This window comes from Vibrio sinaloensis (genome assembly GCF_000808535.1).
GTDB classification, from domain to species: domain Bacteria; phylum Pseudomonadota; class Gammaproteobacteria; order Enterobacterales; family Vibrionaceae; genus Vibrio; species Vibrio sinaloensis_D.
Genome location: NZ_JWLV01000048.1, coordinates 174,494 through 188,364 on the forward strand (window position 1 = coordinate 174,494; position 13,871 = coordinate 188,364).

13 protein-coding genes are annotated in these 13,871 nt (G+C 45.6%); 9 read left to right on the forward strand and 4 right to left on the reverse strand.

Annotated features, from left to right (window positions below; all coding sequences use genetic code 11):
* Positions 1-22: 22 nt before the first annotated feature.
* Complete coding sequence (locus RJ47_RS19570) at positions 23-1,309, reverse strand: peptidoglycan DD-metalloendopeptidase family protein (protein ID WP_039486350.1); 1,287 nt, start codon at positions 1,307-1,309, stop codon at positions 23-25.
* A gap of 130 nt (positions 1,310-1,439) precedes the next feature.
* Here RJ47_RS19570 and tyrS point away from each other — a divergent pair, with 130 nt between their 5' ends.
* Both tyrS and RJ47_RS19580 read left to right on the forward strand, forming a co-directional pair.
* Positions 1,440-2,627: a tyrosine--tRNA ligase gene (gene tyrS, locus RJ47_RS19575; RefSeq protein WP_005474244.1), complete on the forward strand. Its 1,188-nt coding sequence runs from the start codon at positions 1,440-1,442 to the stop codon at positions 2,625-2,627.
* A gap of 429 nt (positions 2,628-3,056) precedes the next feature.
* Entirely contained in the window at positions 3,057-3,902 is an 846-nt protein-coding gene (locus tag RJ47_RS19580) for a magnesium transporter (RefSeq protein ID WP_038137547.1), read from the forward strand.
* Here the strand turns inward: RJ47_RS19580 and dacB are convergent.
* Positions 3,881-5,302 (reverse strand): serine-type D-Ala-D-Ala carboxypeptidase, encoded by a 1,422-nt coding sequence (dacB, locus tag RJ47_RS19585; protein WP_039486352.1) that lies wholly within the window; start codon positions 5,300-5,302, stop codon positions 3,881-3,883. The two genes, RJ47_RS19580 and dacB, sit on opposite strands and share 22 nt — an antisense overlap.
* Before the next feature lie 102 nt (positions 5,303-5,404).
* Positions 5,405-6,400 carry a porin gene (locus tag RJ47_RS19590; RefSeq protein ID WP_038191267.1) on the reverse strand — a complete coding sequence of 332 codons (996 nt, stop codon included), beginning with the start codon at positions 6,398-6,400 and terminating at the stop codon, positions 5,405-5,407.
* A 537-nt stretch (positions 6,401-6,937) separates the two neighbouring features.
* Here RJ47_RS19590 and greA point away from each other — a divergent pair.
* Positions 6,938-7,411: a transcription elongation factor GreA gene (gene greA / locus RJ47_RS19595; RefSeq protein ID WP_039486354.1), complete on the forward strand. Its 474-nt coding sequence runs from the start codon at positions 6,938-6,940 to the stop codon at positions 7,409-7,411.
* 70 nt (positions 7,412-7,481) lie between these two features.
* Here greA and yhbY read toward each other — a convergent pair whose 3' ends face one another.
* Positions 7,482-7,778, reverse strand: a complete 297-nt coding sequence (gene yhbY, locus RJ47_RS19600) for a ribosome assembly RNA-binding protein YhbY (protein WP_005474258.1) — start codon at positions 7,776-7,778, stop codon at positions 7,482-7,484.
* Positions 7,779-7,916: 138 nt separating this feature from the next.
* On the opposite strand from yhbY, the gene rlmE reads away from it, so the two are divergent.
* The 6 genes from rlmE (at position 7,917) to rimI (ending at position 13,866) form a co-directional block, all read left to right on the forward strand.
* The gene (rlmE, locus tag RJ47_RS19605) at positions 7,917-8,546 is read left to right on the forward strand and encodes a 23S rRNA (uridine(2552)-2'-O)-methyltransferase RlmE (RefSeq protein WP_005474337.1); all 630 of its coding nucleotides are present in this window, start codon (positions 7,917-7,919) and stop codon (positions 8,544-8,546) included.
* Positions 8,547-8,654: 108 nt separating this feature from the next.
* Positions 8,655-10,622: an ATP-dependent zinc metalloprotease FtsH gene (gene ftsH / locus RJ47_RS19610; protein WP_005474276.1), complete on the forward strand. Its 1,968-nt coding sequence runs from the start codon at positions 8,655-8,657 to the stop codon at positions 10,620-10,622.
* A gap of 51 nt (positions 10,623-10,673) precedes the next feature.
* Positions 10,674-11,504 (forward strand): dihydropteroate synthase, encoded by an 831-nt coding sequence (folP, locus tag RJ47_RS19615; protein ID WP_005474256.1) that lies wholly within the window; start codon positions 10,674-10,676, stop codon positions 11,502-11,504.
* Positions 11,505-11,534: 30 nt separating this feature from the next.
* The gene (glmM, locus tag RJ47_RS19620; RefSeq protein ID WP_005474251.1) at positions 11,535-12,875 is read left to right on the forward strand and encodes a phosphoglucosamine mutase; all 1,341 of its coding nucleotides are present in this window, start codon (positions 11,535-11,537) and stop codon (positions 12,873-12,875) included.
* A gap of 140 nt (positions 12,876-13,015) precedes the next feature.
* Positions 13,016-13,414 (forward strand): DNA polymerase III subunit psi, encoded by a 399-nt coding sequence (locus tag RJ47_RS19625; RefSeq protein ID WP_039486356.1) that lies wholly within the window; start codon positions 13,016-13,018, stop codon positions 13,412-13,414.
* A 5-nt stretch (positions 13,415-13,419) separates the two neighbouring features.
* Positions 13,420-13,866: a ribosomal protein S18-alanine N-acetyltransferase gene (gene rimI / locus RJ47_RS19630; protein ID WP_039486358.1), complete on the forward strand. Its 447-nt coding sequence runs from the start codon at positions 13,420-13,422 to the stop codon at positions 13,864-13,866.
* The last annotated feature ends 5 nt before the right edge of the window (positions 13,867-13,871 follow it).

Genomic DNA, 13,871 nt, shown 5'->3' on the forward strand with positions numbered 1-13,871 from the left:
AGTATGCGGGGCTTTGTTATTTTTACTCAGTTGCCAGTAGCTTACTGTAACGCTCTAGTTTCGCTAACCTTAATTCGGCATTGGCGATGAAGGTCGTTTTTGCTTTACCCGTCAATGATTTGGATTGCGGTAGCTTCACCGTTCTAGGGTTTTTATGCACCCCATTGACCAAGAACTCATAGTGTAGGTGCGGACCGGTTACACGACCTGTGCCACCCAAGGTACCTATGGTTTGCCCTTGCTTGACCCTTTGACCTGTTTTTACCGTTCGTTTGGTCAAATGAAGGTACTTGGTAATGTACGTATTGCTGTGTTTGATAAACACATAATTACCGTTGAACTGATTGTAGCTAGATTTTAAAACGGTACCATCGCCAGCGGCCCAAATAGGCGTACCAACAGGCGCTGCATAGTCGGTGCCTCTATGAGCACGAACCTTGCCTGTCACTGGATGACGACGCGTTGGGTTAAAGTTGGATGTTACGCGGCGAAAATCGAGTGGTGAGCGCAAAAAGGCCTTCTTCATTGCTCGACCATTTTCGTCGTAGTAGTTCCCCGTTTTGTCATCTAAGATGGCTTTAAATGTATCGCCTTGGTTGGTAAAAATAGCGGCCATGATCTTGCCTCGGCCAACTACTTCACCCTCGACCACTTTCTCTTGATAAAGAATTTCAAACGAGTCATTTTTACGAATATCTAACGCAAAATCGATATCCCAGCCAAAAATCCCCGCCAGTTCCATGATTTGGTTTGCCGTTAGCCCTGCACCAACCCCAGCGTTCCAAAAGTTAGAAGTAATGACATTGCTCGCGTAGTTATATTGGTAGTGAACTTCCTTCTTATCAAGGCTTGAGGTGAATCCATCACTTGATTTGGTTATTAAGAAGGTTTCGTATGCGCTAAGCTGGCGTTTGATTTGAACAAGTTCATTATCACCGTCAAACCCAAACAAAAATGAATCTCCAGGACGAACCTTAGTTAGCTGATTGGCGATTTCTTTGCTGGTTGATGTGAGCTGGTACAGTAGGCGAGATGACAAACCTGCGCGTTGGAATAGCAGCGCCATACTGTCTCCTGACCCGACAGTATGTTTATCCCAACGCAGCACTGCGAGATTGGAGCGGCGCGTTTCTAACGTGAGTGCCGTTGGGTCGATTGAGAGTGGGTACGCTTTGCCAATTTGATATTGGCGCTCATCTTGGCGTAAGTCTTCAGGCTCGGGCAAAAACAAGGCGATGACGATAACAGCGCTAAAAAGAGCGATAAGGGCACGGTGCATCCATGGAAGCCGAGCGAAAATAGACAACATTTTATTGTTCGTTCTAAAAAATTAAGTAAAAAAGCCTAGCTGTTTAGTCTAACTGGTTTCAAAAAGCATCGCTATTCAAGTAATATGGCAAACTATTAAATTTTTGCCAAATCTGTGGGAGTGAACAAGAATGGCGAGCATTGAAGCTGCACTAGCCGAGATTAAGCGCGGTGTTGACGAACTAATTCCAGAAGAAGAACTGATTGCTAAATTGAAAGAGGGGCGTCCTCTTCGCATCAAATTAGGTGCCGATCCAACTGCACCGGACATCCATCTAGGCCACACAGTAATCCTAAACAAACTGCGTGCTTTCCAAGAGCTAGGTCATGATGTGACATTCTTAATCGGTGACTTCACTGGCATGGTTGGTGACCCAACGGGTAAAAACACAACTCGTCCACCATTGACTCGTGAAGACGTACTGCGTAACGCAGAAACGTATAAAGAGCAGGTGTTTAAGATTCTTGACCCAGCAAAGACTAAGATTCAATTCAACTCTGAGTGGCTTTCTGAGTTAGGTGCAGAGGGCATGATTCGTCTTGCTGCCAACCAGACTGTTGCTCGTATGCTTGAGCGTGATGACTTCAAAAAGCGTTACTCAGGCGGCCAGCCGATTGCTATCCACGAGTTTATGTATCCACTCCTACAAGGCTATGACTCGGTGGCAATGGAAACGGATGTTGAGCTTGGTGGGACGGACCAAAAGTTCAACCTGCTAATGGGTCGTGAATTGCAAAAAGCACATGGTCAGAAGCCACAAGTTGTCCTGACAATGCCACTTCTTGTTGGTCTAGATGGCGAGAAGAAAATGTCTAAGTCAGCGCACAACTACATTGGTATTAGTGAAGCGCCTAGCGAAATGTTCGGTAAGATCATGTCGATCTCTGATGACCTAATGTGGAATTACTATGAGTTGCTTTCATTCCGCCCACTAGAGGAAATTGCCGAGCTCAAAGCTGGTGTAGAATCTGGCAAGAACCCACGAGATGTGAAAGTCGCTTTAGCGAAAGAGATCATCGCGCGTTTCCATAGTGAAGCCGATGCTGATGCGGCAGAGCAAGAGTTCGTTAACCGTTTTGCTAAAAACCAGATCCCTGATGAAATGCCAGAATTTGCATTTGATGCGGGTCTTCCAGTCAGCAACCTACTGAAGGAAGCGGGCTTATGTGCCTCGACTTCAGAAGCGATGCGCATGGTTAAGCAAGGTGCTGCGAAGATTGATGGTGAAAAAGTGGCAGACTCTAAGTTTGCCCCAGAAGCGGGCACTTATGTGTTCCAAGTTGGTAAACGCAAGTTTGCACGTATTACCATCAACTAATTGATAATACTTTGAATTGAAGCGCCTTTTAGGCGCTTTTTTTATATTTAAATGCAGAGTTATAACCATCTCAAATGTTAGGCTTTTTGACTTCAAATTGACTGTTTTTTTGCCTAGGTTTTGTTACTATGCTCGCGCTGTCAGTATGGCAGTTTATTTGGAGACTTTTATGAACAATATCGACCATCCTCCTAGTAGCAAGGGAGAAAAATAAACCACGCCGGTATTGTCGTTTCCGCCTCTACCTGTTTGGTAGAGCAATCCTCTTTTCTTTGATTCCTCATGTTTTTCTCCTCGAAAACTAGAAACTAAATACAGAACACATTTACCTTTCAATACGTTTAGGTTGCTTTTCGTTTCTAAACGTCACCGTTTGTTTACCAATCTGTATTTGATGGTCGTTACCTATTGCCAATCGGGAGATTCGCCATGACGGTAATGAGCAATACGTATATCGAAAACAACACACACTTTTCTCAAGAAGAGATTGGTGCGGCTCGTAATGCATTTTTGCAGTACGAACAAAATCAACAAGTGCATCTGCTAACCGTGATGCCAATAGAAGAGGCGGTGGCGATACTGCATCACTGCTCTGTTGGCTATGTTCAGCAATTACTATCTCTGTTGGAAAATGAAGGGCATGACAAGCGCGCTCGCCATTACGCTCATCAACTCGGGTTTATTCATTCAGAAGTTGAGACGGCTAACGGTTATTTGAGTACCTCTGTCGTAGAGCATGTGAAGCAACGAATTGGTTGGATCATTGCTCTAGCGCTGTTGGGTATCGTCTCAGGGCTTATCATTGCTCAATATGAAGATACACTTAGTCAGCTTGTTTTATTAGCGATCTATATGCCCGTGATCGCCGCAGCTGGTGGTAACACTGGGACGCAAGCGGCAACCTTGGTGATTCGCGCGCTGGCGACGGGAGAGCTCAAGAAGCGGCAGTGGGTCAAGGTTTTTTGGAAAGAGAGCCGAGTGGCGCTGTGCTTGGCGTTTGCTATCTCTTTGGTAATGGTCGGTCGCATTCTATTGTTTAGCGACGGATCCACTACGGGAGGCTTTGAGCTCAACACCATTGCAATGGCGATTGCAGTCGCGCTGTTTATTCAAGTCACGATGTCGACAACGTTAGGAGGGCTATTACCTATCCTTGCGAGAGCGTTCAAACTGGACCCTGCGGTGCTTGTGAGTCCAGTGTTGGCGTCTATCGTCGATATTTCGGGTATGTGGATTTACTTCACCGTGGTGAACTATTTCTTGGGTATTGCCTGACTAAATGAGATCACATCCTTGTAAAACAAGGTCTCGAACTGAGTTATTGGAGCGACGGTAGGTTTACCCTCGCTCTTTTCTTTTGCTTGATGGTAATCCGTAATGAATTGGACAAATAGCGTCTTGGGCTCTCCACTGGCATCGGTACCAAAGCCAGCCATATTATAGCTACCATAGAGTGAGCCACTTTTACCGATAATCGCTCCTTTTACAGGACTTTTTCGCATACTTCGACGATATTTCAGCGTTCCGCTTTCACCAGACTTAGGCAGCAATGCAATCAAATTGAGCTGCTCATCATTTTGCCAAATGTAGCGCAGTATTTTCGCCATGTCCTCGCTGCTAAAACGGTTATTGCGTGATAATCCCGAGCCGTCTGCGAGCGGAGTGTCAGACAAGTCGACTCCGGTATGAGCGAAGATGATCTGTTTGATCGCTTTCGTTCCGTTGGAAAAGCTCCCGGGCTGAATAAAGAACTGGCTGCCTATCGTTTTGGTTAGGTTGTCTGCAATCAAGTTGTCGGATCGTTTTAGCATCTCATCCAACATAGGGAGCAGCGACACTGAATGGTGTTCCGCGAGGATTTGGTTATCAAGTTTTGGCTTGCCAACACGAATATTACCCTCAATCTCGAGATTGAGCTGAGTGAGCAAGGTGTGAAGCATTCGCTGAGTATACAATTCAGGATTTTGTACCGCGAACTTAAGTGGTAGAGGTTTACTCCGTTCGACCAAGCAGCCTTGTAATTGGTAGTGATTGTCTGGCGATGAAATAAGACCTAAATCGCATTGGGTTGCCTCTTGCTCAGTTTTAGTGACGCTGATGGCAGAGGTTGAGGCATAAATAGGAAAATGTTCAGGCACGTAAACGCGAGTCTTTTGATTTGCCTCTGTGTAAATAGAGGCTTGAACGCAGTTTTCATCCAAGGTGATAGCACTCGCTGGCGCACTGTAGCAAACCCCTAGTATGTCCCAAGGCCAGCCCACGGCGCGGTCGTAACCAGTAAACGCACTATTATCGACCCACAGATCGCCTTCAATCTTTTTAAGTCCTTGCTGCTGAGCTGAGAGCAATAGTTGTTTGAGATCGGCGGTGGTCAAGGTTGGATCACCAGAAAACCGAATCACGACATCTTTATCCGCTTTACCTATTGTGGTCGTAAAGCGAAAGTTGTCGCCTAGCTCTAATTTCGCCGCGAGCGCTGTGACGATTTTTAACGTGCTTGCCGGAGGAAAGTATTGAGTATTGTTGTTTGTGGTCAATAGCACTTGTGGTTTGTCTAACCGCTCGACCAGTAAGCCTGCCCTATGCCCTTTCGGTAGTGACTCTAGTGGAGAGTAGGCTAGGCAGGAAAAAGTCGTACAGGCGGAGAGTAGAGTGGCAATACACAAGGTTTTCATGATTCAGTTGTCGGCTATTGGATAGGCATGAGTCAGTATAACCAGTAAAAAAAACGCCCGCTATAGAGCGGGCGTCTTAGATTCATGACTGTTAGTCACAAATTAGAAGTCGTAACGTAGACCGATTGCTAGTTCGTCTTCTGCATCCATAGAGGTTGCTGTACCGTTACCACCAGCTTGACCTAGCTTGTCGCCTTTGTCGATAAGGTTGAAGTTGTAAGATACATAGCCACGGAAGTTAGGCTTGAAGTAGTAAGTCGCGTCAATTGCTACGTTGTCAGCTGATGTTTCGCCGTTAGTTTCAGCGTTGTTGTACGTAGTGCTGAACACAGTTTGGTTTAGCGTGTACGCAGCTGCGAATTCGTAACCAGTGTAGTCCGCGTCTTTCTTGTCTAGCTCACCATTAGTGTAAGTTGTTGCAAGGTATAGGTCTTGGATTGAGTAAGACGCTGCAAGCATGTACTCGTTTTGGTCAGCTTGGTCTGCGTAACCCGCACCCAGTTTTAGACCAGTATCAGCTACTGCGAAGATAGCAGATAGAGAGTAACCGTCTGCGCCGTTGTCACCGTATGCACCAGCGTCAGAAGTTGTACCTTCAGTGCGGTCAGCGAAGCGGTAGCTTGCTTTTAGGCTTAGGTCGTTGAACTGGCCTTTGTAAGAAATCATGTTGTCTACACGGTCAGCAACTGCGATTTTGTGCGCTGCAGAGTTACCGTGGTAAGCCATGATATCTGTGAAATCTGTAATAACGCCTAGAGCACCGTCGTTTTTACCGTAAGTTACTTCACCAAATTGACCGCCAAGACCTGCGTAGATGTAACGGTGGTCGATATCATCTTCGTTTTTGTTGTCTGCGGTAGTGAACTCACCTTCGTAGAAACCAACGCCGTATAGACCGTCAGTGATTTGAGTTGTACCTAGGAAGTTTAGACGTACGCGAGAGTTGTCTTGCGCTTTGCCATCTTTAAGAGAAAGACGTGCTTCAGCACGGCCGCCCATTTCTAGAGACGTACCATCTTGGTTGTAGATTTCTGCCGCGTTTGCGCCAGTAGCCACTGCTGCAGCTGAAACTGCAAGAGCAATCAGAGTTTTGTTCATCTTATAAGTCCTAATTTACTGTCCATAAATAGTTATATGCGAGCGATAACACAGTTTGCATGGGTTATCCTCTAATTATTGCTCCTGTGAATCAATACTCATATTCAAGATTCATGTTAGAAATCTGAAGAAAGTCTTCACTCGATGAGAGCAATCGGTGAGCAATGTTTTAACGTGTAAGTTCCCTGATGGGTTAGTAAAATGATATAAATTCGAATTATGAACACTGTTTTATTTGATATTAAAAAACATCAAGTTAATGATTTATTTGATTTTTTGTAAGTGTTTGACATTGCTCTGACATGGCTGTTTTTTACGTTTTTTTAGTTGAATAAGGACGTTTTTACATTTCACTGAAGGTGCTGATTTAAAAATAATCAGTACCAATGTGAGCAACCTTTTGATGTGTGGGATTTATGGTGATTTAGTTGCCAAGTTTGTTTACACTAGAATAAATTGATTAGTTAACTCACTACCTAATCCCTGCGGTTAGGTAGTTTTGTTTTGTCCAAAGATAGCTTTGGAATGAGGTAAACAATGGAAAAAGTCCCTATGACGGTACGTGGCGAAAAGCAGCTACGTGAAGAACTCGACCGCCTATTAAAACTTCGCCCACAAATTTCTGAAGCCATTGCTGAAGCTCGTGAGCTAGGTGATCTGAAAGAAAACGCGGAATATCATGCTGCACGTGAAGAGCAAGGTATTTGTGAAGCTCAAATTCGTGATATTGAGTACAAGCTTTCAGTGGCGCAAGTTATCGACGTAACCAAAATAGATAATTCAGGTAAAGTTATCTTTGGTTCGACGGTGACATTGATTGACGTCGATACAGATGAAGAGAAGAGATACCAAATCGTTGGTGATGACGAAGCGGATATCAAATCAGGTCGAATCTCGGTAAGTTCGCCAATTGCGCGTGGTCTTATCGGTAAGATGGAAGGTGATGAAGTTGCAATCTCTACACCTGGTGGCGATCGCGACTTTGAGATCGACCGCGTAGAGTACATCTAAGCGTTAGCGTAAACACCAATACTAAAAAAGGTCGCATAGGCGACCTTTTTTGTTGCTAACGTAACTAGAGTTATTTACGTGGTAGCTCGATTTTGCGCTCATCCGTTTGACGGAAAAGAACTAGCGTTTTACCGATTACTTGTACTTTTTCCGCTTCAGTTTCGCGGATAATTGCATCGATAATCAGGTTTTTAGTCTCACGGTCTTCCGATGCGACTTTTACTTTGATTAGCTCGTGGTGGTTTAGAGCAATTTCAATTTCCGCTAGAACAGCTTCAGTGAGTCCGTTTGCGCCCATAAGCACAACAGGTTTTAGACTGTGCGCTAGGCCTTTTAGATGCTGCTTTTGTTTAGTGCTTAGGTTCATTTCGCGGCCAATTTTCTTTAAAATAAGGGTTGAAAAAAGCTATTTTAACGCCATCTATTGCTGAAGACTATAATTTATTGAGTAATAGGTTCAGCCTATTAAAACAATAGCTCCTATTTGTGCCTTATTGGGATTAAAATGAGTAAACAGAAACATTCAGCTAGCTCAGGCCGCTGGTTGAAAGAACACTTTGATGATAAATACGCGAATGAAGCTCGTAAAAAAGGCTACCGTTCTCGTGCTTATTTCAAGATGGAAGAGATCCAAACTAAAGACAAACTACTAAAACCTGGTATGACGGTTGTCGACTTAGGTGCTGCTCCCGGTGGTTGGTCTCAATATGCTGCTAAGATAATAGGAGACAGTGGTCAGATCATTGCCTGTGACTTACTTCCAATGGATCCGATTGCAGGGGTTAGTTTCCTACAAGGTGACTTTCGTGACGATGCTGTCTTAGAAGCGCTGCTTGACCGAATCCAACCTTCAATGGTGGATGTGGTCATGTCAGATATGGCACCTAACATCGCGGGTAATAATTCTGTTGATCAACCGAGAGCGATGTATTTGGTTGAATTGGCTCTAGATATGTGTCGACAAGTTCTAGCCCCTAATGGTAGCTTTGTTGTAAAGGTTTTCCAGGGGGAAGGCTTCGATCAGTTTGTGAAAGAAGTCCGAGACATGTTTAAAGTCGTAAAAATTAGAAAACCTGACTCTTCGCGAGCTCGCTCCCGAGAAGTCTTCGTTGTAGCCACTGGTTACAAAGGTTAACTATTTTGCCTTCTGGGAGGCAAGTTAACACTATAGCTACAGGTTATAAACTGTAGTACCCTACCTTTAATTATAATTAGTTATCGAGAGGCTTACACCTTGAGTGACATGGCAAAAAATTTAATTCTGTGGCTTGTTATCGCTGTCGTATTGATGTCGGTATTCCAGAGCTTTGGCCCTGGAGAGAGCAATGGCAGAGCGGTGGATTACACCACGTTTGTACAGGAAGTTGGCCAAGGCCAGATTCAGGAAGCAACTTTTAAAGACGGTGAGATTACTTTCACTCGTCGTGGCGGCGGCGCGCGTTATGTTACTTACATGCCAGTCTACGACCAGAAGCTCCTTGATGACCTAATTAACCAAAATGTAAAAGTACAAGGCACGCCTCCTGAAGAGCAAAGCTTGCTAGGTACTATCTTCATCTCTTGGTTCCCGATGATTTTGCTAATTGGTGTGTGGATCTTCTTCATGCGTCAAATGCAAGGTGGCGGCGGTAAAGGCGCTATGTCTTTCGGTAAGAGTAAAGCTCGTATGATGAGCGAAGAGCAAATCAAAACAACGTTTGCTGATGTTGCTGGCTGTGATGAAGCAAAAGAAGACGTAAAAGAACTGGTGGACTACCTGCGTGATCCAAGCCGCTTCCAAAAGCTGGGCGGTAAGATCCCTACGGGTGTTCTGATGGTTGGTCCTCCTGGTACTGGTAAAACGCTACTTGCGAAAGCCATTGCTGGTGAAGCGAAAGTACCATTCTTTACTATCTCTGGTTCTGACTTTGTAGAAATGTTCGTAGGTGTCGGTGCATCCCGTGTGCGTGACATGTTTGAGCAAGCGAAGAAAGCGGCACCTTGTATTATCTTTATCGATGAAATCGATGCTGTAGGTCGTCAGCGTGGCGCTGGTGTTGGTGGTGGCCACGATGAGCGTGAACAAACACTGAACCAAATGCTCGTTGAAATGGATGGCTTTGAAGGTAACGAAGGTATCATCGTTATCGCTGCGACTAACCGTCCAGACGTACTTGACCCAGCGCTTCTACGTCCTGGCCGTTTTGACCGTCAAGTGGTGGTTGGTCTACCAGATGTACGTGGTCGTGAGCAGATTCTTAAAGTACACATGCGTAAAGTGCCTCTAGCAGGTGACGTAGAGCCTTCTCTAATCGCACGTGGTACTCCAGGCTTCTCAGGTGCTGACCTTGCTAACCTAGTGAACGAAGCGGCACTATTCGCGGCTCGCGGCAACAAGCGCAACGTTTCTATGGTTGAGTTTGAACTGGCGAAAGACAAGATCATGATGGGTGCAGAGCGCCGTTCTATGGTGATGTCTGAAGAAACTAAAGAGTCAACTGCGTACCACGAAGCAGGTCACGCAATTGTTGGTCGTCTAGTGCCAGAACACGATCCAGTGTACAAGGTATCGATCATTCCACGTGGCCGTGCGCTAGGTGTGACGATGTATCTTCCTGAGCAAGATCGTGTAAGCATGTCTCGCCAACACCTAGAGTCTATGGTTTCCAGCCTTTATGGTGGCCGTTTAGCTGAAGAGCTTATCTACGGTGCAGATAAAGTCTCGACTGGTGCTTCGAACGATATCGAACGTGCGACTGACATTGCTCGTAAGATGGTGACGCAGTGGGGCTTCTCTGAAAAACTGGGTCCTCTGCTATACGCTGAAGAAGAAGGCGAAGTGTTCCTAGGCCGCAGCGTGACGCAGACTAAACATATGTCTGATGACACTGCGAAGCTTATCGATACTGAAATTCGTCAAATCATTGATCGCAACTACGCTCGTGCAAAACAGATCCTAGAAGACAACATGGATATCATGCACGCGATGAAAGACGCGTTGATGAAGTACGAGACGATTGATGCCGGTCAGATTGACGATCTAATGGCACGTAAATCTGAAATTCGCGAACCAGCGGGCTGGGGTGACAACCAAAACAACAAGCCGGAAGCGAAAGAAGAAAAAGTAGACGAAAAGCCTGAAGAGACAACCTCTGAAGCAAAAGCTGAAGAGCAACCAACGTCTCAGGAAAGTTCTTCTACTGAAGCGACAGAGAAAAAAGACTCTGAGTAATTGAGTTTGATTAGATAAACCCCGAGGCAACTCGGGGTTTTTGTATTTATTATGATAATCACTGCAAATAACAAAGTCTTAGACTTATCCACTCCTCAAGTCATGGGGATACTTAACGTCACACCTGATTCCTTCTCGGATGGCGGAAAATACAACTCCTTGGACAATGCGCTCCAACAAGCTCAACGTATGATTGATGCCGGCGTCACTATTATTGATATTGGTGGTGAATCTACACGTCCTGGCGCGCCAGACGTTGAACTGACTGAAGAACTCAATCGTGTTATCCCGGTTATTAAAGCGATTCGAGAAAAGCATGATGTTTGGATTTCTGTTGATACGAGCAAAGCTGAAGTGATGCGCCAAGCCGCGCAAGCTGGAGCAGACATCATTAATGATGTTAGAGCATTGCAAGAGCCCGGAGCGCTGCACGTTGCGGCAGAAACGGGCTTACCAGTGTGTTTGATGCACATGCAAGGTCAACCAAGAACGATGCAAGCAAATCCGCATTATGATGACTTGCTTATTGAAGTTGGCCAGTTTCTGGAGGAGCGAGTAGAGGCTTGTGAGGGCGTTGGGATCAAGCGTGAGCAGCTTATATTAGACCCCGGCTTTGGCTTTGGTAAAACGATAGAGCATAACTATCATATGCTGGCCCACTTAGAGCAGTTTCATCAGTTTGGTTTGCCGATTTTAGCGGGCATGTCCCGTAAATCTATGGTGTTCAAACTCTTGGATAAGACGCCAGCAGAGTGTGTTGCTGCGAGTGTCAGTTGCGCTACAATCGCAGCGATGAAAGGCGCGCAAATCATACGCGTGCATGATTTTGAACAAACGCTTGATGCGATGAAAATAGTTTCAATGGTTAGGCAAAACCGTTAAACGCAAAAACGATTATAAAAAGGATTCATTATGTCTGACAAAAGACGTTATTTTGGTACAGATGGTGTTCGTGGCAAAGTTGGGCAATACCCAATTACACCGGATTTTGTACTAAAGCTTGGCTGGGCTGCTGGTCGCGTACTGGCAAAACAGGGAACAAAGAAAGTCATTATTGGTAAAGATACCCGTATTTCTGGCTACATGCTGGAATCGGCTCTCGAAGCCGGTCTTGCCGCTGCGGGTCTAAAAGCAACGTTTACCGGTCCAATGCCAACGCCTGCAGTGGCTTACTTGACGCAAACTTTCCGTGCCGAAGCGGGCATTGTTATCTCTGCTTCACACAACCCGTACTATGACAACGGCATTAAGTTCTTCTCATCTGAGGGAACTAAACTTCCTGATGATATTGAGCTGGCGATTGAAGCGGAACTGGACAAAGAGATCGAGTGTGTCGAATCGGCGGAACTTGGTAAAGCGACGCGCTTAAATGACGCAGCAGGTCGTTACATTGAGTTTTGTAAGAGTACTTTCCCATCTGAGCTTAGCCTTGCCAATCTTAAGATTGTTGTCGATTGTGCTCATGGTGCGACTTACCACATTGCGCCTAACGTATTCAAAGAACTTGGTGCAGAAGTGGTTGCCATGGGCGTAGAGCCTAACGGCACAAACATTAACCACGAAGTGGGTGCGACTGATGTGCGTGCACTGCAAAAACGCGTGGTTGAAGAGCAGGCACACCTCGGCCTTGCCTTTGATGGTGATGGTGACCGTATCATCATGGTTGACCATTTGGGCAATAAGATTGACGGTGACCAAATCGCTTACATCATCGCACGCGACGCACTTCGCCGTGGTGAGCTAAAAGGTGGGGTCGTTGGTACGCTAATGACTAACCTTGGTATGGAAAATGGCCTTAAGCAACTTGGTATTCCTTTTGTTCGTGCAGCAGTAGGCGATCGCTACGTAATGGAACAACTGCTTGAGAAAGGCTGGAAGATCGGTGCTGAAAACTCGGGTCACGTGATCCTACTGGACAAAGTCACAACGGGTGATGCGATTGTTGCTGCGCTGCAAGTGATTGCTTCGGTTGTGGGGAGTGATATGACACTTCATGATCTATCACAAGGGATGAAGCTATACCCTCAAGTGCTTGAAAATGTCCGTTTCTCTGGCGACTCTAACCCACTTGAAGCCGCTGCGGTGATTACTGCAACCAAAGAAGTGGAAGCAGAGCTTGGTGAAAAGGGACGCGTGCTACTGCGTAAGTCTGGTACTGAGCCGTTGATTCGAGTGATGGTTGAGGGTGAAGATGCAGAGCTAGTTCAATCGTCGGCACTTAAGATTGCAGAGGCAGTGAAAGCTAGCTTCTAAGCCTCTCTTTCCGAGATCAAAGCGCTACCATCGAGTGGCGCTTTTGTTTTTCTGGAAAGCTGAAAGTCGCAGTGAAATGGTTGATTCCGTCCGCTAGATTTGTGGTAGCATGGGCGCGTTTTAAATGGTGGTGGGTCGGTATGACGCAACAAGAGCAACAGTTTTTACATGAGATGGGCATTCAGAGTTATGAGATCGCGCATCCTGAACGATTACTTGGCTACTCGACTCCTGAATGGGTACTGCCCGAGTCATGCCAACTATTGCTAGTCTCTCCTCAGTTACCTCAAGGGGCGACAGCTGTGATGTTTGAGCGCGTTTTAAAAAGCATCAACTTGTCACTTGAGCAGGCATTGCACATCTATCCAGAGCAACTTGGCTTACTTAGCCAACATTCCTTAGAGTGGGTGTGGTTTGCAGGCTGCGATAAGAATGAGGAAGTGACACCCAAAACGCTAACCTCTCCGTTGCTCGAAGAGATCGATGGTAATACCCAACACCGCCGTTCATTGTGGCAGCAAATTTGTACCTACCAATAAACATTATGACTTTACACTGTATTCCACTTGCGCCTGAACACTTAGGCGATGTCTATCGTATCGAATGCTTGGCTCACACTCACCCTTGGTCGGAAACTTTAATCCGCGATATTGATAGTCGAGGAGCTTGCCATCATGTGATGTTCGATGGTGATAAACTTGTTGGCTATTTTTATGCACAGAATATTGTTGGAGAAGTGACTCTACTCAATATTGCTGTCGATCCCAGTTTGCAGGGGAAAGGGTACGGCAAAGCGCTTATTGAACATCTAATCTCGATATGCCAAGAAGGTGGTGCTGAGAGCATTTGGCTTGAAGTTCGAGAAAGCAATGCGCGCGCCTTTAACCTATATGACGCCGTCGGATTTAATGAGGTAGATAGACGACTCAACTATTATCCAACAGACAAAGGAAAAGAAGATGCACTCATTATGAGTTACATCTTCTTTTAAGATGG